Genomic DNA, 21674 nt, shown 5'->3' on the forward strand with positions numbered 1-21674 from the left:
GTCCAATTTTCCATAAGGACTGACGTCAGACCTCGCGGCCGGCTTCGACGGCCTCCCCGAACTCGCCCCCTTCGAACTGGTCCAGCCGGCGCAGGATGATGCCCTCGCGCAGCGCCCACGGGCAGATGTCGATCTCGTCGACCTCGAACAGGTCGACGACGGCGTCGGCGACGACCGCGCCGGCCAGCAGCTGCGCGGCCCGGCCGGAGGACACGCCGGGCAGCTTGGCCCGCTCGGCGGTCGTCATGGCGGCCAGCTTCTTCACCAGTTCCTGCACGTCAGAGCGGCTCAGCGTGCGCCGGACGTACGGGCCGTCGCCGGACGGCGCGGCGCCGGCCACCCGGGCCAGCGACCGGAACGTCTTGCTCGACGCGACCGCGCGGTCGTGGGTGCCGTACCGGTTGACGCCGCCGATGATCGAGGCGATCTCGGCCCGGACGTGCCGCCGCAGCGCCCGCACCTCGTCCTTCGACGGCGGGTCGCCGGTGAACCACGCGCGGGTCAGCCGGGCGGCGCCGAGCGGCAGCGACACCGCGACGTCGGGGTTCTCGTCGCCGCCGGCGGCCAGCTCGAGCGAGCCGCCGCCGATGTCGACGCTGAGCAGCCGCCCCGCCGACCACCCGTACCAGCGGCGCACCGCGAGGAACGTCAGCCGCGCCTCGTCCTCGCCGGACAGGATCTGCAGGTCGACGCCGGCCTCGTCGCGCACGCGGTCCAGGACGGCGGTGCCGTTGACGGCCTCGCGCAGCGCCGACGTCGCGAACGCCAGCATGGACGTGGCGCCCTTGTCCTCGGCCGCCTCGACCGCGTCGCGGCAGGTCTGCACCAGCCGGTCGGCGCCCTCGCCGCTAATGGAGCCGGAGTCGTCGAGCAGCTCGACCAGGCTCAGATCGGTCTTCTGCTTGTACGCCGGCAGCGGACGCGCGCCCCGGTGGGCGTCGACCAGCAACAGATGGACGGTGTTGGAACCGACGTCGAGCACACCCATGCGCACGAAAAAGACGATACTCGTGGGGTGGAGCTGCGGACACACGGAGCGCGAGCCTGGGTGGAGTTCACCGATCCGGCCGACGACGGCCAGGTGCTGCGCTGCGACCTGACCTGGCTGACGTCCCGGTGGACGTGCATCTTCGGGCAGGGCTGCCCCGGCATCTACGCCGACCGGCCCGACGACGGCTGCTGCACGCACGGCGCCCACTTCTCCGATGACGACGACGAGAAGCGCGTGCGCGGCTACGCGAGCCGGCTCGGCCCCGAGGTCTGGCAGCTGCGCGACGAGGGGCTGCGCGGCGGCGTCGTCGAGATCGACGACGAGGGCGAGCACAAGACCCGCGTCGTCGACGGCGCGTGCGTGTTCCTGAACCGGCCCGGGTTCGCCGGCGGCACCGGCTGCGCGCTGCACGCGTTCGCGCTGGCGTCCGGGCAGCACCCGCTGGAGACCAAGCCCGACGTGTGCTGGCAGCTGCCGATCCGGCGGTCCTACCGCGACGCCGAGCGGCCGGACGGGACGACGTACCTCGAGATCTCGATCGGCGAGTACGACCGCGCCGGCTGGGGCGCCGGCGGCCACGACATGAACTGGTACTGCACCACGGCGACCGAGGCGCACGTCGGGCGCGAGCCGGTCTACCGGTCGAACGAGCCGGAGCTGCGGGCGCTCGTCGGCGACAAGGCCTACGAGCAGCTGGCCGAGCACTGCGAGGCGTTCCTCGCCGCCCAGCTGCCGCTGCTGGTGCACCCGGCGACGGCGGCGGCGAACCCGCCGGACTGAGTCCCCCGCCCACCCCAAGTTGATCTTGGAGTTGTTCGCCAATTACTGGGCGAATTGTCCGATTGATGGCCGAACTACTCCAAGATCAACTTGGGGGCGGGGCGGGGTGGGCGGGGCCGGGTCCGGCACCGGACAGCGAGAGGCCGCCGGACCCGAACCTCTCGGTCGGGCCGGCGGCCTCTACAGGGGAGTTGCTGTTACTGCTGGACCTGGCGGCGGTTCACCGCGAACGCGGCGGCCGCACCGGCGAGCAGCAGGCCGACGGCAACGAACAGCAGCTGGCTCGACGCACCGGTGTCCGGCAGCGACTCGCCGTCACCGGAACCGTCGTCGGCACCGTCAGCGGCGCCGTCGTCGGAGCCGTCCTCGGCGCCGTCGTCAGTGCCGTCGACCTCGGTCCCGTCGACCTCGGTCCCGTCGACCTCGGTGCCCTCGACCTCGGTGCCCTCGACCTCGGTGCCCTCGACTCGGTGCCCTCGACCTCGGTACCTTCGACCTCGGTGCCCTCGACCTCGGTGCCCTCGACCTCGGTGCCCTCGACCTCGGTGCCCTCGACCTCGGTGCCCTCGACCTCGGTACCTTCGACCTCGGTGCCCTCGACCTCGGTACCTTCGACCTCGGTGCCCTCGACCTCGGTCCCATCGACCTCGGTCTCAGCCTCGGCGCGATCGCAGGCCTGGTAGTAGGCCTCCTGGCTGCCGATCAGGGCGTTGAGCGGACCCTGCCACAGCCACGGCAGCGCACAGGCATCGTTGAGGATGTCGATGCTGCCGCCGTCCTCGCCAGGTGCTGCGACGAGGCTGCTCAGCAGGTCCGTCGACGGCGCGTCAGCGCCGCTGCAGGCGGTGTAGTGGGCCGACTGCTCGCCCAGCACCGCGTTGATCGGACCCTGCCACAGCCACGGCGCGGCGCAGGCGTTGTTCAGCAGGTTGACACCGTCGCCGGTCAGCGTGCCGTCGTTGTTGCAGGCGGCGTAGTGCGCGGACTGACCGTCGTTGAACCCGTTGACCGGGCCCTGCCACAGCCACGGCAGCGCACAGACGTTGTTGCCAACGTTGAGCCCGTCGCCGTAGGTGGTGCCGTCGCTGTTGCACGCGACGTACGTGGCCTCCTGGCCCTCGACGAACACGTTCGCCGGACCCTGCCAGAGCCACGGGAGTGCGCAGGCACCGTTGAGCACGTTGATGCCGTCGCCGTAGGTGGTCTCTTCGGTGTTGCAGACCACGTAGTAGGCGGACTGGTCCTCGACGCCGCCGTTGGCCGGACCCTGCCAGAGCCAGGGCGCCGCGCAGGCGTTGTTGAGGACGTTGATGCCATCGCCGTAGGAGTCGGCATTGTTGTTCAGGACGTTGATGCCGTCGCCGATGGCGATGCCGGTGTTGCCGTTGCAAGCCTCGTAGAAGGCCTCCTGGCCGCCGACGAAGATGTTGAACGGTCCCTGCCACAGCCAGGGCAGTGCGCACAGGCTGTTGCCGACCTCGATGTCGCCGAGGCCGAGGGTGTCGAGCAGGCCGTTGGCCTCCTCGACGCTGGTGATCTCGTTGGGGAGCTCAACCCCCTTGCTCTCCTCGGCCGTGGCCGCCGGCACGCTCATAGCGAAACAGGCGGCGAGCGCAGCGCCGGCCACAACGGCGCCACGCAGCACTGTCTTCAACACAATTCTCCTCAAATCATTCGAAAGGTGTTTCCCAGGCAACCTGTTTTCTGGGTGCCCGCCAGGGAGTACATTCGACCCACTGGCCAGGGGTGTCAAGGTACTCTACAAAAGGTCAATCATCTAGGTGACATACCGGCGACAGCACTTTTCGAAGCCCTTTCTGTCCGAATTCGTGAAGAGCGTCTGCAATAATGTGGACGTGCGCCGCGACGTCATACCGAGTCCGAACATCTGGCACTATCCGGACGTCTACGAGATCGAGAACCGCGGCGTCGACCCCGGCGGCGTTCTCGAGGCCGCGATGCTGCGCATCCACGACTGGGCCGGGCTCGACCTCCTCGACGTCGGCTGCGGCACCGGGTTCCATCTCCCCCGGTTCGCGGCGTCCGCCCGCCGCGTCGTCGGCGTCGAGCCGCACCCGCCGCTGGTGCGACGCGCTCAGCAGCGGGTGGCGGCGCTGCCGGCCGCGGTCCGCTCGCGCATCACCGTCCTGCGCGGCAAGGCGCAGCAGCTGCCGCTCCCGCCGGCGTCGGTCGACGTCGTGCACGCCCGCTGGTCCTATTTCTTCGGACCCGGCAGCGAGCCGGGGCTGGCCGAGCTGGGCCGGGTGCTGCGACACGGCGGCACCGCGTTCGTCATCGACAACGACGCCACCCGGTCGACGTTCGGCCGCTGGTTCCGCACCGCGCTGCCGTCGTACGACGCCGAGGCGGTGGAGCGGTTCTGGGCCCGGCAGGGCTGGCAGCGCGAGCCGCTGACGATGCGCTGGGAGCTGCCCGACCGCGCCGCGTTCGAAGCCGTCGTGCGGATCGAGTTCGACCCCGAGAACGCCGAGGCGATCCTGACCGAGCACGACGCCGCCTCCGTCGACTACGCCGTCAACCTGTTCTGGCGCCGCTTCTGACGCACGGTTGTCGGACCGGCCGTCTACGGTTCTGGTCATGGCGAAGGCGAAGACGACGGCCCCGGTCTTCCGGTGCTCCGAGTGTGGCTGGTCCACGGCCAAGTGGGTCGGCCGGTGCGGCGAGTGCCAGGCATGGGGCACGGTCGAGCAGGCCGGCACGGCGAAGGCCGGCGTCACGGCGGCCGGCCCGGTCACCGAGGCGGCCCAGCCGATCGGCTCGGTCGCCATCGAGGCCGCCCGCTCCCGGCCCACCGGCGTCGGCGAGTTCGACCGCGCGCTGGGCGGCGGGCTGGTCCAGGGCGCCGTCATCCTGCTGGCCGGCGAGCCGGGCGTCGGCAAGTCAACACTCCTACTCGACGTCACCGCACGGTGGGCGCACGAGGCCGGCCGGGCGCTCTACGTCACCGGTGAGGAGTCCGCGGCCCAGGTGCGGCTGCGGGCCGAGCGCATCGACGCCGTCGCCGACCATCTCTACCTCGCCGCCGAGACCGACCTGTCCGCCGTCCTCGGGCACATCGACGAGGTCCAGCCGTCGCTGCTGGTGCTCGACTCCGTCCAGACGGTGTCCAGCGCGGCCGTCGACGGCGCGGCCGGCGGCGTCACACAGGTGCGCGAGGTGGCCGCGTCGCTGATCCGCCTGGCCAAGGACCGCGGCATCGCCACCATCCTCGTCGGCCATGTCACCAAGGACGGCAGCATCGCCGGGCCGCGCGTGCTCGAGCACCTGGTCGACGTCGTGCTGCACTTCGAGGGCGACCGCCACTCCCGGCTGCGGCTGGTGCGCACGGTGAAGAACCGGTTCGGGCCGGCCGACGAGGTCGGCTGCTTCGACCTCACCGACACCGGCATCAGCTCGCTGGCCGACCCCACCGGGCTGTTCCTGTCGCGCCACGCCACACCGGTGCCGGGCACCTGCGTCACCGTCACGCTGGAGGGGCGGCGCCCGTTGCTCGGCGAGGTGCAGGCGCTGGTGGCGACGTCCGCGCTGGCCACGCCGCGGCGGGCGAACAGCGGGCTCGACTCCTCGCGCGTCGCCATGGTGCTGGCCGTGCTCGAGCGTCGCGGTCAGGTCCGGCTCAGCAACAGCGACGTCTACACGTCCACCGTCGGCGGCGCCAAGCTGTCCGAGCCGTCCACCGACCTCGCGTTGCTGCTGGCGGTGGCCGGCGCGGCGTCCGGCACTCCGTTGCCGGCCGGGCTGACGGCGCTCGGCGAGGTCGGGCTGGCCGGCGAGATCCGCCGCGTGTCCGGCCTGCAGCGGCGGCTGGCCGAAGCCGAGCGCATGGGGTTCACGACGGCGCTGGTGCCGGGCGACCCCGGCCCCGTGCCCGGCGGCATCCGCGTCGTCGAGGTCGCCGACGTCGGCCAGGCGCTGGCGGCGGCCGGTCGCAATGCCGGGTTGGCGGCGGATTCGCCCCAGCGCACCTGAATCGTTGCGTGGTATTGACGTCAACGACGCCACACACCGGCACATCACGCCCTAGACTGTTCTATCCGCGCCGTCGGCTGTCCCTCGCCGGGACGGCGCCGCGCAAACGTACACTGTTCATCAACGAGAAGCCGTTCGGGTCACGACAGGGGTCACGTGCAAGGCATCGATCGAGCCGGCGCCGACGCGAAGCTGCGCCTGGCTCTGGCAGCTGTGGCGCCCGGCACGGCGCTGCGCGAGGGCCTGGAGCGGATCCTGCGCGGCCGCACCGGCGCCCTGGTCGTGCTCGGCTACGACAAGACCATCGAGGCCATGTCCACCGGCGGCTTCAGCCTCGACGTCGAGTTCAGCGCCACCCGGCTGCGCGAGCTGGCGAAGATGGACGGCGCCATCGTCGTCGACCGCGACTGCACGAAGATCCTCAAGGCGGCCACCCAGCTGGTGCCCGACCCGTCCATCCCGACGACCGAGTCCGGCACCCGGCACCGCACCGCCGAGCGCGTGGCCAAGCAGACCGGCTTCCCGGTCATCTCGGTCAGCCAGTCCATGCGCATCGTCGCCATCTACGTCGACGACATCCGCTACGTGCTCGAGGACGCCGGGCAGATCCTGTCGCGGGCCAACCAGGCGCTGGCCACGCTCGAGCGCTACAAGCTGCGCCTCGACGAAGTGTCCGGCACGCTGTCGGCGCTGGAGATCGAGGACCTCGTCACCGTCCGCGACGTCGTCTCGGTGGCGCAGCGGCTGGAGATGGTGCGGCGCATCTCGGTCGAGATCGACGGCTACGTGGTCGAGCTCGGCACCGACGGCCGGCTGCTCAGCCTGCAGCTCGACGAGCTCGTCGCCGGCGTCGACTCCGACCGCGAGCTGGTCATCCGCGACTACCTGCCGGCACCGTCCGGACGCCGCAAGCGCAGCCTCGGCGAGGCCATCAGCGCGCTCGACACACTGTCCGGCACCGACCTGCTCGACCTCGGCGCGGTCGCCCGGGCGCTCGGCTTCCCCGGCGGCGGCGAGCAGCTCGACGCCGCGGTGAGCCCGCGCGGGTTCCGGCTGCTGGCCCGGGTGCCGCGGCTGCCCGACAGCGTCATCGACCGCCTGGTCGAGCACTTCGGCGGCCTGCAGAAGCTCCTCGCCGCCAGCGTCGACGATCTCCAAGCCGTCGAGGGCGTCGGCGAGTCCCGCGCCCGCAGCGTCCGCGAGGGACTGTCCCGGCTGGCCGAGTCCAGCATCCTCGAACGCTACGTCTGACCAGCGTCGTCGCGGACGAACGTCGTGCGAACGAACGTTGTCAGCGCCCGCCCGTAGGGTGGGCACCCTCCCAACCGGGCGGGGACCGAACTCAGGCACACGAACGCACAGTTCGGGCGAACCGGACACCGCACTCGTCAGCTGGCGAAGGCAGCGACGGCGTCGGCGAACCGGTCGAGGTCCGCGGCGAAGTCCGGCCGCGGCGGCTCCGTGCAGCCCGGCAGCACGACCGCACCCGGCACGAGCGCGGCCAGCGCGTCCACCGCCCGGCGCTGGTGGAACGGGTTCGGCGGGTCCGCCGGCAGCAGGCCAGGCCAGCAGCAGGCGGGCGACCGTGTCCGGCCTGGCCAGCGCCAGCCGCACCGCCGCCGAGCAGCCGTTCGACCCGGCGATGACGACCACCGGCTCCCCGGGCAGCGTCCGAGCCAGGTGATCTGCCTCGGCCGCCCACGACGTCGCGCGAGTCAGCCGATCCGGCGCGAGCACGTCGAAGCCGCGACCCTCCAGCGCGTCGATGACGCCCGGCCGCCGCCAGAAGGCGTCGGCGTCCATGCCCGGTTCCCAGAGCCCACCGTGGACCAGCAGCAGCGTCGTCACCGACGCATTGTCGCGTACATGACTCGTGGGCCCGCCGCCCTCTCGCGAAGGCGCCGGACCCACGAGGTTCATCTCATTTCGTGTCACGGCGGCGGGTGGGACCGCCGTGCTCGATCGCCGGGCCGGAGCCCGGCTGCTCTCAGAGCGAGCGCGCGGCGTCGGCCGGAACGGCCTCGCCGGTGATGCCGCCCTGCGGGACCTCGACGCTCAGCTCGGGGAAGCTCAGCAGGCCGACCTCGGCGCTGGCCACCTCGACGTCGCCCACGACCGGGACCGGGACGGTCACCGTCACGCGCACCGACAGGCCGCCGCCCGACGCGGACGCGACCGTGCCGTCCTCGGCGAGGACGGTGTCGGAGTCGCGGTAGTCGGCGAAGTTCAGGTTCACCGACAGGCCGCCCAGGTCGAACGTCTCGTCGAAGCCCGGCTCGACGTGGATGACGTCGTTGTCACCGACGTGCAGCTCGAGGGCCGGCAGCTCGTAGTCGAACGCCGCGCCGCCCGGCTCACCGGTCGCCGCGAGCCGGCCCCACGCGTTCGGCGTCTCGCCGTCGTCGGAGCCCGCCAGGCCGAGCGAGATGCCGCCGTTGGCCGCCCCGCCCAGGACGCTCAGGTCGGCGAACCGGCCGCTGACCTCGGCGTAGGCGCCCAGCGAGCCGTCGTCCTTCGGGAACGTGCCGGTCTCCTGCAGCAGCTGGCCGGCGCCGACGGTGACGACCGGGCTACCGGCCGGCAGCTCGATCGGCAGCATGTCCGCGACCCCACCCAGGTCCGCGATGTCGATCAGGTCGACCTCGCCGACACCCGAGTACAGCGACGTCAGCACGCCGCCTGCGCCGCCCTCGGTGACGAGGTCGTCGTTCCAGTTGGCCTTGACCTCGCCGGAGATCGCGTCGAGGTTGCCGAGGATCGGCACCTCGAGGCCGTGCAGGCCGTAGGTGGCCGTGTCGGCCTCCTCCGGCAACGCGACCTGCTCGACCAGGTACGGGACGTCGAACTCGGCGCCCGCGCCGCCGACGCTGGCGATGATCCCGAACGCCCGGGAGAAGACGCCCTCGTCCTCGCCCTCGACGCCGGCCGAGTTCGCCTCGGACTCGATCTGCCCGACGGTGACGTGCGCGTCGAGCTCCGGCACCTCCACCGGGAGGGGCGCCTCGGCGCCGGTCCTCACCTGCGCGGTGGCGTAGTAGCCGTCCGCTGCGATCCTGAACTCGCCGGAGCGCTGGTCCGGCTCGGCGGCCGTGCCGGACTCGGTGGCCTGTGCCTGCAGCCCGGCGGCCGAGCAGACCAGCGCCGCGCCGGCCACGCCCGCTGCCACCTTGACCGCACCACGACGCACACGCCGCCGGTCAGTCGCTTCCAGAGTCATACTTGCTCCTTCTCCACTACCCTTTTCCGGCCTCGATGGGGACAAAGTCCGGATTTATCCGTGCGTGCAGAATTGATCACGCGTCAGAGACGCTAACTACGAGACTGATCATGAGTCAATGACCATGACGAAACGTCGTCGGCGGATATTTTCCGGTGTCCTTTTTGGCCCTTTGTGACCCGCTGCCGCCGGGCCTAGACTCGACGCTGATGCACGCCACCGTCCTGTCCTGGTACTCCGCTCACGCGCGCGATCTGCCGTGGCGCGCGCCCGGCCGGACGCCCTGGGGCGTGTTGGTGAGCGAGATCATGCTGCAGCAGACCCCGGTCGTGCGGGTCGAGCCGGTGTGGCACGAGTGGATGCGACGGTGGCCGCGGCCGGCCGATCTCGCCGCCGAGGAGCCGGGCGAGGCGATCCGCGCGTGGGGACGGCTGGGCTACCCGCGGCGGGCGCTGCGGCTGCACGCGGCGGCCGGGGCGATCGTCGCGCGGCACGGTGGTGACGTGCCGGGGACGTACGACGAGCTGATCGCGCTGCCCGGCATCGGCGACTACACGGCCGCGGCGGTCGCGTCGTTCGCGTTCGGCGCCCGGCACGCCGTCCTCGACACCAACGTCCGCCGGGTGCTCGCCCGCGCCGTCGCCGGGACCCAGTACGCACCCGTCGCGCCGACGTCCGCCGAGCGGCGGCTGGCGCTGGACCTGGTGCCGGACGGCGACACCGCGCCCCGCTGGGCGGTCGCCGTCATGGAACTGGGCGCGCTGGTCTGCACCGCCCGCTCGCCGCGCTGCTCGGCCTGCCCCATCGCCGACCAGTGCGCCTGGCGCCTCGCCGGCTCCCCTCCCGACGACGGTCCCCCACGCCGCGGCCAGCCCTGGCACGGCACCGACCGCCAGGTCCGCGGCCGCCTGATGGCAATCCTCCGCGACTCGACCACCCCCGTGCCCAAACACCTGCTCGAGGCCACCTGGCCCGACCCCGCCCAACGCGAACGCGCCCTCGACACCCTCGTCGCCGACGGCCTCATCGAACCCTTGGACGGCGACCTCTTCCGCCTCCCCACCTCTCCCCCGCCCGCCGGTCAAGTGGGATAGCCCTGGCCGTGCGGCGGGCGCGGAGCTGGCGGCCCGGTGCGCACGACCATGAGGAGGGGACGGCGGGTGCGGAGCCGGCGTCAAGAGCGCACGCGGCATGCTTCACCGCCGCGAAGCGGAGCCGGCGCAGCACCCGCCGCCCCCTCCGACCCCGCAAGCAGACCCCGCCGGCGCAGCGCCACAAGACACCGCCCGGCGTGACCACCCTTGACCGGCGGTAATCATTTCGCTACGTTCCGCCACAAGCTGGCTCGCTGAAAACGGCAACCGCCCGTCCCCCGGAGGCCCACATGCCCGTGATTCGCCGTCGCAGCTTTCTCCGCGCCGTCGCGGCGACCGGCGCCGTCGTGCTCATCGCCCCGCGTGCGGCGGCGGACGAGGACGAGGGCGCGGAGTGGGTCGCCGCCCGGTTGGCGGGCATGACGCTGGAACAGAAGGTCGGCCAGCTGTTCGTCGTCCAGGTGTACGGGGCCGACGCGCACACGGTCACGGCGGCGCAGCGGACCAGCAACCGGGCCGCCTACGGCGTCGACACCCCCGCCGACGTGGTGGAGAAGTATCACCTCGGCGGCGTCATCTACTTCGCGTGGGCGGGCAACGTCGACCGGCCGGAGCAGATAGCGCAGCTCTCCAATGCCCTCCAACAGTCCGCGACGGCGTCCGGCGGGCCGCCGCTGCTGATCTCGGCGGACCAGGAGACCGGCATCGTCGCCCGGATGCCCGCGCCTGCGACGCAGTTCCCCGGCGCCCAGGCCCTGGCGGCCGCCCAGAGCACGAACGCCGCCCGGGAAGCGGCCCGGATCACCGCCCGCGAGCTGCGCGCCGTCGGCATCAACCAGAACTTCGCGCCGGTCGCGGACGTCAACGTCAACGCCGAGAACCCGGTCATCGGCGTGCGCAGCTTCAGCTCCGACCCCACGATGGCCGCGGACTACGTGACGGCGCAGGTGGCCGGCTACCAGGCCGGCGAGGGCGTCGCGGCGGCCGCCAAGCACTTCCCCGGCCACGGCGACACCACGACCGACAGCCACTACGGCGTCCCGGAGATCGACCACACCCGCCAGGAGTGGGAGACCATCGACGCGCCGCCGTTCCGGGCCGCGATCGAAGCCGGGATCGACGTGATCATGACGGCGCACATCGTCGTCGACAGCCTGGACCCGACCGGGGTGCCGGCGACGCTGTCCGAGCCGATCATCACCGGGCTGCTGCGTGACGAGCTCGGCTTCGACGGCCTCGTCATCACCGACGCGCTGAACATGGAGGGCGTCCGCGCGGGCTTCGGCCCGGCCCGGGTCCCCGTCCTCGCGCTGCTGGCCGGCGTCGACCAGCTGCTGGTGCCGAAGGACGGCGACATGGACGTCATGTACCAGGCGGTGCTGCAGGCCGTCCGCGACGGCGAGATCAGCGAGGACCGGCTGGAACAGAGCGTCGAGCGGGTCTTGGAGCTGAAGTGGAAGCGCGGCATCACCGGCGACGAGCAGGTCGACGTCGACCGGGTCGCCCGGACCGTCGGCGTCCGCGCCCACCAGATCGCCTCGCAGCGGATCACCGACCCGACCGTCACGGCGCTGCGCAACACCGACCCCACCGGCGCGGCCATCCTCCCGGTCGCGCCCACCAGCAGCGTCAACGTCGTCACGACGAACACCGCGGCCGGCAACGACCTCGCCGCCGCTCTGCGCGCCCAAGGCGGGACGGCGACCGTGCAGGCCGTCGGCACCAGGCCGAGCGACGCCGCGATCGCGGCCGCCGTCCAGGCCGCGCCGGCACATGACCTCACCGTCGTCATCACGTCGAACGCCTGGGACATCGTCACGACGGATCCGCAGGGCCGGCAGCGCCGGCTGGTCGCCGAGCTGGCCGCCACCGGGGACCCCGTCGTCGCGGTCGCCGCGCGCAACGCCTACGACGTCGCCTACCTGCCCGAGACGGCCGGCTTCCTGGCCGCCTACTCGTCCACGACGGTGTCGATGCGCAGCGTCGCGAAGGTGCTCACCGGCGCCATCGCACCGGAAGGACGGCTGCCGGTCGTCATCCCGGCCGCCGACGGCACCGTGCTCTACCCGATCGGCCACGGCCTCACCTGGTGACCCCCGCCCGCAGATCCCGAGGAGCCCCCATGGACCGCCGCACGTTCATCGCCTCCGGAGCGGCCGCCGCCGGCGCCGCGGCAGGCGCCGTCGCAGCACCGTCGGTCGCCTTCGCATCGGGCGGGAGCGACCCCGCGCGCGCCGTGCTCACCGGCGCGAAGCGGCTGGCCGACGACGGCTGGACGGCGCTGTCCGGCCACCGCGTCGGGGTCATCTCGAACCCGACCGGGATCCTGCCCGACGCCTCGCACATCGTCGACAGCATGGTCGCCTCCGGCAACGTGAACATCGCCGGCGTGTTCGGCCCGGAGCACGGGTTCCGCGGCTCGGCGCAGGCCGGCGAGGCGGAGGAGACGACGATCGACCCGCGCACCGGCGTCACGGTCTACGACGCGTACGGCGCGCAGGAGGCCGGCTTCATGCGGATGTTCGCCGAGGCCGACGTCGAGGTCGTCGTCTTCGACATCCAGGACGTCGGAGCCCGGTTCTACACCTACATCTGGACCATGTGGTCGGCGATGCGCGCGGCCGCCCGCATGGGCCTGAAGTTCGTCGTGCTGGACCGGCCCAACCCGGTCGGCGGGACGGCGTCCGGCCCGATGCTGTTCCCCGGGTTCGAGTCGGGCATCGGGCAGCGCTACATCGTCCAGCAGCACGGCATGACCGTCGGCGAGCTGGCCCGGTTCTTCAACACCGAGTTCCTGCCCGACGACGCCGGCGCCTCCGTCGAGGACCTCGAGGTCGTGACGATGCGCCGCTGGCGGCCGGACTCCCGCTACGCCGACACCGGGCTGCCGTGGGTGCTGCCCAGCCCGAACATGCCGACGCCGGACACCGCGCAGGTCTACGTGGGCACCTGCCTGTTCGAGGGCACGGCCGCGTCGGAGGGCCGGGGCAGCACGCGGCCGTTCGAGCTGATCGGCGCGCCCTACGGCACCTACCACTGGTCCGATGAGCTCAACGCGGCCGGGCTGCCGGGCGTCGACTTCCGCGAGGCGTACTTCGTGCCGACCTTCAGCAAGCACGTCGGCAAGGTCTGCGGCGGCGTCCAGCTGCACGTCACCGACCCGGACGAGTTCGACCCGGTGCGCACCGGCGTCGCGATGGTCGTCGCGGCGAAGCGGCTGTACCCGACCGCGTTCTCGTGGCGCGGCGGCGGCACCAGCGACGGCTTCATCCACCTGCTGCACGGCTCGGACCGGCTGCGGATCATGGTCGACGCAGGCGCGTCGGCCGACGATATCGTGGCCTCGTGGCAGGACGAGCTGGCCGAGTTCGACCGTCGACGGCAGCCGTACCTGCTCTACCGGGGCCGGCGATGACGGCGCGCGGCATCGTCCTCGTGTCCGTGCTCGCCGCCTCTCTGCTCGGCGCGGGCGTCCCGGCGAGCGCGGACGACGACGCCGGCCGCTTCGACCGCCGGCACGACGACTTCATGTCGCCGCGCACGACGCTGCGCGCGGCCGCACCGGCCGACGTCGGCCTCGACCCGGACCGCATCGAGGCGCTGGTCGACGCCGCCGCGTCGTACACCGAGACCCCGCCGGGCACGTCGCATCCGCTCTACTCCGGCATGACGGTGCTGGCCGCGCACGGCGGCCGGGTCGTCGCCGAGGACGCGGCCGGCTGGGCGCTGCGGTTCGCCGACGGCGCCGGCGCCGAGCTGCCGCAGGACCAGTGGATCGCGGCCGGCACCGACACGATCTACGACCTCGCCTCGGTGTCGAAGCTGTTCACCACCATCGTCGTGATGCAGCAGGTCGAGGCCGGCCGGGTCGACCTGAGCGCGCCCGTCGTCGAGTACCTGCCGGCGTTCGCCGCGAACGGCAAGAGCGAGATCACCGTCGAGCAGCTGCTGACGCACACCAGCGGGCTGGTCTCGTGGCTGCCGCTGTGGAGCCGCTGGCCCACCCCGGAGGCGCGACTCGAGGCCGTCATGACCACGACGCCCGCCAAGCCGCCCGGCACCACGTACCTCTACTCCGACCTCAACATGATCACCGCCGGGATGATCGCCGAGGAGGTCACCGGTCAGGCCCTCGACGCACTGGTCCGCGACGGCATCACCGAGCCGCTCGGCATGACCGACACCGGGTACAACCCGCCGGCGGAGCAGCTGGACCGCATCGCGGCGACGGAGTTCCAGTCCGCACCGCCGCGCGGCATCGTCCACGGCGAGGTGCACGACGAGAACGCCTGGTCGCTGAACGGGGTCGCGGGGCACGCCGGGCTGTTCGGCACGGCGCAGGACCTCGCCCGCCTGGCGCAGGCGATCCTCAACGGGGGCGCCTACGGCGGCGAGCGGATCCTGCGGCCGGAGTCGGTCGAGGCGTTGATCACCGACGTGAACACCGAGTTCCCCGGCAACGCCCACGGCATGGGCTTCGAGCTCAACCAGCGCTGGCTGATGGCCGCGCTGACGGCACCGAACACGGCCGGGCACACCGGCTTCACCGGAACGAGCATGGTCATCGATCCGCAGTCGCGCTCGTTCGTGATCCTGCTGACCAACCGGGTGCACCCGTCGCGCAACTGGGGCACCATCAACCCGGCCCGGCGCGCTGTCGCGCACGAGCTGGCCTACGCGCTCGCCGTCGACCCGCGCGCCGGCGACGACGCCTGGCAGGCGCACGAGGCCGACGCGACGACGTCCACGCTCAGCCTGCCGGTCGAGCTGTCCGGCAGCTCGACGCTGATGTTCGACCTGTTCGTCGACACCGAGACGACCGACCGGCTCACCCTCGAGCGGTCCACCGACGACGGCGCCACCTGGACGCCGGTGCCGTTCACGGCCCGCGCCGGACGGGACCGCATCGACGCCACCGGCGGCGTCGTCAGCGGCTACCAGGGCCGGCAGTGGTGGACGGTGCGCGCCGGCCTGCCCGGCGACGGCGACACGATCCTGCGCTGGCGCTACGTCACCGACGCGCTCTACCAGGGCCGTGGCGTCTACGTCGACGACGTCAAGGTGCGCACCCGCGGCAAGCCGGTGTTCGACGGCGAGCGGCACCCGGACCGGTTCGTGGCCGACGGCTGGGTCAGATCAGGTCGATGAGGTCGGCCACCGAGTTCATGACGTGGTTCGGCTGGAACGGGAAGCGGCCGATGTCGGCGCGGGCCGTGGAGCCGGTGAGCACCAGGTAGGTGCGCAGCCCCGCCTCCATGCCCGCGACGACGTCGGTGTCCATGCGGTCGCCGACCATGGCCGTCATCTCGGAGTGCGCCTCGATGGCGTTCATCGCGCTGCGGAACATCATCGGGTTCGGCTTGCCCACGTAGTACGGGTCGCGGCCGGTCGCCCGGGTGATCATGGCGGCGACCGCGCCGGTGGCCGGTAGCGGGCCGTCCTGCGACGGCCCGGTGGCGTCGGGGTTGGTGGCGATGAACCGCGCGCCCTCGCCGATCAGCCGGATCGCCTTCGTGATGGCCTCGAACGAGTACGTGCGGGTCTCGCCCAGCACCACGTAGTCGGGCTTGGTGTCGGTCAGCACGTAGCCGACCTCGTGCAGGGCCGTGGTCAGCCCGGCCTCGCCGATGACGTACGCCGTGCCGCCCGGATGCTGGTCGTCGAGGAACTGCGCCGTCGCCAGCGCGGACGTCCAGATCGACTGTTCCGGCAGGTCGAGGCCGGAGCGCGCCAGCCGGGCGGCGAGGTCGCGCTGCGTGTAGATGGAGTTGTTCGTCAGCACCAGGAAGCGGCGCTCACGGTCGACGAGGCGGCGCAGGAAGTCCGCGGCCCCAGGGATCGCGCGGTCCTCGTGCACGAGGACGCCGTCCATGTCGGTCAGCCAGCACTCGATCTCACGGTCGCTCACGCCACCACTCTAGGGTGTAACGTGAGCGAACCCCTGCGGCCGGGCACATCGGGTAATCTCGCCGGGGTTTGACAATTCACGACACTCACAGGAGTACATAGCCATGACTCGTTCCACCCGAACCGCCACGATGCTCGGCGCGGCGGCCGCCCTGGTCCTCAGCCTGTCCGCCTGTGGCGGCAGCGACTCGGAGTACTGCGACCTGCTCAGCGACGACGACTCCTCGTTCGCCGACGCCGACCCCAGCGACCCGGAGGCGATGGAGGAGCTCGACAGCCGCATCCAGGAGGTCGTCGACGCCGCTCCCGACGACATCCGGGGCGACTGGGAGACCTTCCAGGAGGCCATCAACGACCCGGAGGCCGCGGCCGCGCAGGACCCCGAGGCGGCGATGACGGCGATGGAGAACATCGGCCAGCACGCCCAGGACGAGTGCGACATCGACATCAGCTGAGCCGCTCACCCGGCGCACTGACGCGGAACGGCCCCGGAGCACGTGCTCCGGGGCCGTTCCCATGTGACGTCGTGACGTCGTTACGTCGTCTTCTCGCGCTTCGTCGCGGCGGCCGTCCCGCTGGCGGCACCGGCGGCGACCGGCGCGGCCACCTCGGCGTCCAGCTCGGACTTCGGGCTGCCGGTGAAGGTGAACTTCGCCTCGGGGCCCTCGCCCTCGACGTCGACCACGACGATCTCGCCGGCCTTGAGCTCGCCGAACAGGATCTTCTCGGACAGGGTGTCCTCGATCTCGCGCTGGATGGTCCGGCGCAGCGGCCGGGCGCCCAGCACGGGGTCGAAGCCGTGCTTGGCCAGCAGCTCCTTGGCCGCCTGAGTCGGCTCCAGCCCCATGTCCTTGTCCTTCAGCCGCACGTCCAGCTCAGCGATGCGCAGGTCGACGATGCGCAGCACCTCGTCCTGGGTCAGCTGGTGGAACACGACGATGTCGTCGACACGGTTGAGGAACTCGGGCCGGAAGTGCTGCTTGAGCTCCTCGGTGACCTTGGCCTTCATGCGGTCGTAGCTGCCGCCGCCGTCGTCCGCGGCCGAGAAGCCGAGGTTGACGCCCTTGGCGATGTCGCGGGTCCCCAGGTTCGTGGTCATGATGATCACGGTGTTCTTGAAGTCCACGACCCGGCCCTGCGCGTCGGTGAGCCGGCCGTCCTCGAGCACCTGCAACAGCGAGTTGAAGATGTCGGGGTGGGCCTTCTCGACCTCGTCGAAGAGCACGACGGAGAACGGACGCCGGCGCACCTTCTCGGTCAGTTGGCCGCCCTCTTCGTACCCGACGTAGCCGGGCGGGGAGCCGAACAGCCGCGAGACGGTGTGCTTCTCGGAGAACTCGCTCATGTCCAGCTGGATGAGCGCGGCCTCGTCGCCGAACAGGAACTCGGCCAGTGTCTTGGACAGCTCGGTCTTACCGACACCGGACGGGCCGGCGAAGATGAACGAGCCACCAGGACGCTTCGGGTCCTTCAGGCCGGCGCGGGTGCGGCGGATCGACTTCGAGAGCGCCGCGATGGCGTCCTCCTGGCCGATGATCCGCTTGTGCAGCTCGTCCTCCATGTGCAGCAGGCGCGAGGTCTCTTCCTCGGTGAGCTTGAACACCGGGATGCCGGTCGAGAACGCCAGCACCTCCGCGATCAGCTCGTCGTCGACCTCGGCGACGACGTCGAGGTCGCCGGCCTTCCACTGCTTCTCGCGCTCGATCTTCTGCGCGATGAGCTGCTTCTCCTTGTCGCGCAGCGACGCGGCCTTCTCGAAGTCCTGCGAGTCGATCGCGGACTCCTTCTCGCGACGGACCTCGGCGATGCGCTCGTCGAACTCGCGCAGGTCCGGCGGCGCCGTCATGCGACGGATGCGCAGCCGGGCGCCGGCCTCGTCGATGAGGTCGATCGCCTTGTCGGGCAGGTACCGGTCGGAGATGTAGCGGTCGGCCAGCTGTGCGGCCGCCACCAGCGCGCCGTCGGTGATGGACACCCGGTGGTGCGCCTCGTAGCGGTCGCGCAGACCCTTGAGGATCTCGATGGTGTGGGCCAGCGTGGGCTCCTGCACCTGGATCGGCTGGAACCGGCGCTCGAGAGCGGCGTCCTTCTCGACGTACTTGCGGTACTCGTCGAGCGTGGTGGCGCCGATGGTCTGCAGCTCGCCCCGGGCCAGCATCGGCTTCAGGATCGACGCGGCGTCGATGGCGCCCTCGGCGGCACCCGCCCCGACGAGGGTGTGGATCTCGTCGATGAACAGGATGATGTCGCCGCGGGTGCGGATCTCCTTCAGGACCTTCTTCAGCCGCTCCTCGAAGTCACCGCGGTAGCGGGAGCCCGCCACCAGCGCGCCGAGGTCGAGCGTGTAGACGTGCCGGTCCTTCAGGGTCTCGGGCACCTCGCCCTTGACGATGGCCTGCGAGAGGCCCTCGACGACGGCCGTCTTGCCGACGCCGGGCTCGCCGATGAGCACCGGGTTGTTCTTGGTGCGGCGGGACAGCACCTGCATGACCCGCTCGATCTCTTTCTCGCGGCCGATGACCGGGTCGAGCTTGCCCTCGCGGGCGGCCTGGGTCAGGTTGCGGCCGAACTGGTCGAGAACGAGCGAGCTGGACGGCGCCTCACCCTGCGGGCCGGCACCGGCGGTGGCCGCCTCTTTGCCGCCCTGGTAGCCCGACAGCAGCTGGATGACCTGCTGGCGGACGCGGTTGAGGTCGGCGCCGAGCTTCACCAGCACCTGGGCCGCGACGCCCTCGCCCTCACGGATGAGGCCGAGCAGGATGTGCTCGGTGCCGATGTAGTTGTGGCCGAGCTGCAGCGCCTCGCGCAGGCTCAGTTCCAGCACCTTCTTGGCCCGCGGCGTGAACGGGATGTGCCCGCTCGGCGCCTGCTGGCCCTGGCCGATGATCTCTTCGACCTGTTGACGCACGGCCTCGAGCGAGATGCCGAGACTCTCGAGCGCCTTCGCCGCCACACCCTCACCCTCGTGGATGAGCCCGAGGAGGATGTGCTCGGTGCCGATGTAGTTGTGGTTGAGCATCCGGGCCTCTTCTTGGGCCAGGACGACAACACGCCTCGCGCGGTCGGTAAACCTCTCGAACATCAGTGGCGCTCCTTGCCGAGCGGTCGGCTGTAGGGACGGGGACCCCACATCTGACCATTCGATGCTATATCCGCCGGCCGCCTCTCACTCCGCGGTGGTCCTGGAACGAGACGATGGCGGCGGATCCTTCGTACTTACTGTGCCTGCAAGAACACCACGCCGGGTACCCGATGTTCCACTCGATGAGCCTGTTGACCCCCGAGTTCGCTGCGGGCGAAGTTCCGTAGAGTGGCCGGATGCGCCGCACCGCCGTCTCTCTCGCGGCGGTTCTGGCCCTGGTCGCGGCCTGCGGGACGGGTGCCGCGGAGGCGCCGCCCACGTCGTCCGGCCCGACATCGACCTCGTCCAGCCCGCCGTCGAGCCCGCCGTCGAGCCCGCCGTCGACGGCGCCCGCGCCGGCCGGGTCGTGGGCCGAGCTGCGCGACCGGCTGGAGGCGCTGGACGCCGACGTCGGCATGGTGGCGGCCCGCGTCGGGGCGGACGGCGGCTGCGAGCCGGTGGCGGAACTCGACCCCGCGACGCCGCGGCCGATGGCGTCGATCTTCAAGCTCTACGTGCTGGGCGCCGTTGCCGCCGCCGTCGACGCCGGCTCGCTGTCGTGGACCGACGTGCTGACCGTCAGCGGCGGCCTGCGCAGCCTGCCGTCCGGTGAGCTGCAGGCCGAGCCCGACGGCACCCCGGTGACGGTCCAGCGGGCGGCGGCGGCGATGATCGCGATCAGCGACAACACCGCGTCGGAGCTGCTGATGGACCGGGTCGGGCGGGCCGCCGTCGAGGACGCGATGGCGGCGCTGGGGCACTCGCGGCCGGACCTCAACCGTCCGTTCCTCACGACGCGCGAGTTCTTCACCCTCGGCTGGGGGCCGCTGGACCTGCGCGACGACTGGGCGCGGGCGGGCGCGACGTCGCGGACCCGGATCCTGGCGGCGCTGCCCGGCGGGCCGCTGCGGGTGAGCGGCGTCGACATCGACGACCCGGCCTGGACGTCCGGGATCGACTGGTTCGGGTCCACGCTGGACGTCTGCGCTGCGCAGGCGGCGCTGCACGCGGACCCGTCGGACGAGGTGCTGCGGTCCGTGCTCGGGCAGAGCCGCGGCGTGACCATCGACGAGGCCGCATGGCCGTACGTCAGCTTCAAGGGTGGCAGCGCGCCCGGCGTGGTGACGGCGTCGTGGTACGCCGAGCGGGCCGACGGCGAGCGCTACGTCTTCGTCATGCAGGCGGCGGCGCCGGACGCGGTCGCGCTGGCCGACCACGACGCGTTCTTCGCACTGGGCGAGGACGCGTTCGCGCTGCTCTCAGGTCACCAGGGACCGTAGGGCCCGTCGTGGGTGTTGCCGTTGCGGCGGCCGCCGCCGAACTGGCGCACCGCCGGGCGGACGTCGACGAGATAGACCGCGGCACCGACCACACCCAGCAGGTTCACGAAGAACAGCGGGGTGGGGAACAGGGCGATCTCGACCAGCAGCGCGACGCCGAGAATGGACAGCCAGATCGGCTTGGACCATTTGCCCGCGGCCGGGAACGCCTGCGTGGGGACCCGGAGCGCGTCGATGAAGGCGTACCCCTTCAGCCCCAGAGCGCCGATGCCCAAGAGGATCAGGATCCAGGACTGGAAATCCCCGAACATGTTCACCCATCCCACTGTACGTGATCGGCAGCGGCCCCAGAACGGCCGAACCGCTGCCGATCAACCCAGGTCAGTGCTTGGTCTTGAGGTCGTCGGCGGCCTTCTCGGTGATCTCGGCGACGTCGTCGGCGGCGTCGGCCACCCGGCCGCGCACGCCGGCGACGGCGGTCTCGACGGCCGGGCCGTACTCCTGGCGCAGCTTGGACACGACGCCCTCGCCGCGAGTGGCGAAGCCCTCGTAGGCCTTGCCGGCCTCGCGACCGGCGTCGGCCAGCAGGTCACGCACCTTCTGCGGCAGGTCGGCGGCCTTCGCCTGCGCCGACAGCAGCAGGTCGGGCAGGCCGTCACGGAACGCCCGGACGTCGGCCGGCAGGTCGTTGAAGCGAGTGCGGAACTCGGCCCGCAGCTTGTCGTCGTTGACGGCCTCGGTGACCTTGGCCGGCAGCTCGCGCAGCGCGGCCACGGCGGCGTCGGCCGCACCGGCGGCGGCGTAGAGGGGCTTGCGGTCGGTCGTGGTCTCAGGCATGGGGGTCACCCTTCTTTCTCGATGCCGCGCCGCGCGGTGTTGGCCGCACGGAACGACGCGTACACGTCGAGCAGCGCACGCTTCTGCTGCTCGACGAGGCCCGGGTCGGCCAGTATGGCGTCCTCGACACTGTGGTCGCCGCTGGGTTCGTCCAGCAGGCCGGCCCGTACGTAGAGCGCCTCGGAGGAGATGCGCAGCGCCTTGGCCAGCTGCTGCAGCACCTCGGCCGACGGCTTGCGCAGGCCGCGCTCGATCTGGCTCAGGTACGGGTTGCTGACGCCGGCGAGGTCGGACAGCTGCCTGAGCGAGAGCTGCGCGGTGCGCCGCTGCTCGCGGAGGAACTCGCCGATCCCTGCCTTCGTCATGCCTTCGAGGTTAGCTAACTATTGCAAGCATTTGCAAGCGGCGGTTAGCAGTGGGCTGGTGGGCCGGGGGTTTGCCTAATTGGGCGTCCCCC

The 21674-nt window shown here is 71.7% G+C and carries 19 protein-coding genes; 10 read left to right on the forward strand and 9 right to left on the reverse strand.

Annotated features, from left to right (window positions below; translation table 11 throughout):
* Positions 1 to 25 precede the first annotated feature (25 nt).
* Positions 26 to 994, reverse strand: a complete 969-nt coding sequence (locus tag BLV05_RS00530) for a Ppx/GppA phosphatase family protein (protein ID WP_046768276.1) — start codon at positions 992 to 994, stop codon at positions 26 to 28.
* Here BLV05_RS00530 and BLV05_RS00535 point away from each other — a divergent pair.
* Complete coding sequence (locus BLV05_RS00535; RefSeq protein ID WP_046768386.1) at positions 953 to 1771, forward strand: hypothetical protein; 819 nt, start codon at positions 953 to 955, stop codon at positions 1769 to 1771. The genes BLV05_RS00530 and BLV05_RS00535 overlap by 42 nt on opposite strands.
* 197 nt (positions 1772 to 1968) lie before the next feature.
* On the opposite strand, the gene BLV05_RS38455 is transcribed toward BLV05_RS00535, so the two are convergent.
* Positions 1969 to 2076 (reverse strand): LPXTG cell wall anchor domain-containing protein, encoded by a 108-nt coding sequence (locus BLV05_RS38455; RefSeq protein WP_083421474.1) that lies wholly within the window; start codon positions 2074 to 2076, stop codon positions 1969 to 1971.
* A gap of 1551 nt (positions 2077 to 3627) precedes the next feature.
* Here BLV05_RS38455 and BLV05_RS00550 point away from each other — a divergent pair.
* From BLV05_RS00550 to disA, 3 genes are all read left to right on the forward strand, one after another.
* Entirely contained in the window at positions 3628 to 4332 is a 705-nt protein-coding gene (locus BLV05_RS00550; RefSeq protein WP_197683482.1) for a class I SAM-dependent methyltransferase, read from the forward strand.
* Positions 4333 to 4369: 37 nt separating this feature from the next.
* Positions 4370 to 5761: a DNA repair protein RadA gene (gene radA, locus BLV05_RS00555; protein ID WP_046768278.1), complete on the forward strand. Its 1392-nt coding sequence runs from the start codon at positions 4370 to 4372 to the stop codon at positions 5759 to 5761.
* 156 nt (positions 5762 to 5917) lie between these two features.
* A complete protein-coding gene (disA, locus tag BLV05_RS00560) occupies positions 5918 to 7012 on the forward strand; it encodes a DNA integrity scanning diadenylate cyclase DisA (protein WP_197683483.1) in 1095 nt (364 codons plus the stop codon).
* A 137-nt stretch (positions 7013 to 7149) separates the two neighbouring features.
* Here the strand turns inward: disA and BLV05_RS38075 are convergent, their stop codons facing one another.
* The gene (locus BLV05_RS38075; RefSeq protein ID WP_267884860.1) at positions 7150 to 7275 is read right to left on the reverse strand and encodes a hypothetical protein; all 126 of its coding nucleotides are present in this window, start codon (positions 7273 to 7275) and stop codon (positions 7150 to 7152) included.
* A gap of 473 nt (positions 7276 to 7748) precedes the next feature.
* A complete protein-coding gene (locus BLV05_RS00570; protein WP_152690702.1) occupies positions 7749 to 8978 on the reverse strand; it encodes a hypothetical protein in 1230 nt (409 codons plus the stop codon).
* Between the two features lie 209 nt (positions 8979 to 9187).
* Here BLV05_RS00570 and BLV05_RS00575 point away from each other — a divergent pair, with 209 nt between their 5' ends.
* From BLV05_RS00575 to BLV05_RS00590, 4 genes are all read left to right on the forward strand, one after another.
* A complete protein-coding gene (locus tag BLV05_RS00575) occupies positions 9188 to 10072 on the forward strand; it encodes an HhH-GPD family protein (protein WP_046768280.1) in 885 nt (294 codons plus the stop codon).
* Between the two features lie 290 nt (positions 10073 to 10362).
* Positions 10363 to 12165 (forward strand): glycoside hydrolase family 3 protein, encoded by a 1803-nt coding sequence (locus BLV05_RS00580; RefSeq protein ID WP_046768281.1) that lies wholly within the window; start codon positions 10363 to 10365, stop codon positions 12163 to 12165.
* A gap of 29 nt (positions 12166 to 12194) precedes the next feature.
* Positions 12195 to 13487, forward strand: a complete 1293-nt coding sequence (locus BLV05_RS00585) for an exo-beta-N-acetylmuramidase NamZ family protein (RefSeq protein WP_046768282.1) — start codon at positions 12195 to 12197, stop codon at positions 13485 to 13487.
* Positions 13484 to 15220: a serine hydrolase domain-containing protein gene (locus tag BLV05_RS00590; protein WP_046768283.1), complete on the forward strand. Its 1737-nt coding sequence runs from the start codon at positions 13484 to 13486 to the stop codon at positions 15218 to 15220. The genes BLV05_RS00585 and BLV05_RS00590 overlap by 4 nt, the downstream gene beginning before the upstream one ends.
* Here BLV05_RS00590 and BLV05_RS00595 read toward each other — a convergent pair.
* On the reverse strand, positions 15204 to 15944 hold the full coding sequence (locus tag BLV05_RS00595; RefSeq protein ID WP_046768389.1) for an HAD-IIA family hydrolase: 741 nt from the start codon (positions 15942 to 15944) through the stop codon (positions 15204 to 15206). The two genes, BLV05_RS00590 and BLV05_RS00595, sit on opposite strands and share 17 nt — an antisense overlap.
* 139 nt (positions 15945 to 16083) lie before the next feature.
* Between BLV05_RS00595 and BLV05_RS00600 the strand changes: the two genes are divergently transcribed.
* Positions 16084 to 16434 carry a hypothetical protein gene (locus BLV05_RS00600; protein ID WP_152690703.1) on the forward strand — a complete coding sequence of 117 codons (351 nt, stop codon included), beginning with the start codon at positions 16084 to 16086 and terminating at the stop codon, positions 16432 to 16434.
* Positions 16435 to 16514: 80 nt separating this feature from the next.
* Here the strand turns inward: BLV05_RS00600 and BLV05_RS00605 are convergent, their stop codons facing one another.
* Positions 16515 to 19061, reverse strand: coding sequence for an ATP-dependent Clp protease ATP-binding subunit (locus BLV05_RS00605; RefSeq protein ID WP_046768285.1), 2547 nt, complete (start codon positions 19059 to 19061; stop codon positions 16515 to 16517).
* Between the two features lie 236 nt (positions 19062 to 19297).
* On the opposite strand from BLV05_RS00605, the gene BLV05_RS00610 reads away from it, so the two are divergent.
* Positions 19298 to 20380, forward strand: a complete 1083-nt coding sequence (locus BLV05_RS00610; RefSeq protein ID WP_052762362.1) for a serine hydrolase — start codon at positions 19298 to 19300, stop codon at positions 20378 to 20380.
* Here BLV05_RS00610 and BLV05_RS00615 read toward each other — a convergent pair.
* The 3 genes from BLV05_RS00615 to BLV05_RS00625 all read right to left on the reverse strand — a co-directional run bounded on the left by BLV05_RS00615 (position 20365) and on the right by BLV05_RS00625 (position 21582).
* On the reverse strand, positions 20365 to 20691 hold the full coding sequence (locus BLV05_RS00615; RefSeq protein ID WP_231948892.1) for a DUF2516 family protein: 327 nt from the start codon (positions 20689 to 20691) through the stop codon (positions 20365 to 20367). The genes BLV05_RS00610 and BLV05_RS00615 overlap by 16 nt on opposite strands.
* Positions 20692 to 20761: 70 nt before the next feature.
* The gene (locus BLV05_RS00620; protein ID WP_046768286.1) at positions 20762 to 21217 is read right to left on the reverse strand and encodes a hypothetical protein; all 456 of its coding nucleotides are present in this window, start codon (positions 21215 to 21217) and stop codon (positions 20762 to 20764) included.
* A gap of 5 nt (positions 21218 to 21222) precedes the next feature.
* The gene (locus BLV05_RS00625; RefSeq protein WP_046768287.1) at positions 21223 to 21582 is read right to left on the reverse strand and encodes a helix-turn-helix domain-containing protein; all 360 of its coding nucleotides are present in this window, start codon (positions 21580 to 21582) and stop codon (positions 21223 to 21225) included.
* Positions 21583 to 21674 lie beyond the last annotated feature (92 nt).

Origin of the sequence: Jiangella alkaliphila (assembly GCF_900105925.1) — a bacterium.
Lineage (GTDB): Bacteria > Actinomycetota > Actinomycetes > Jiangellales > Jiangellaceae > Jiangella > Jiangella alkaliphila.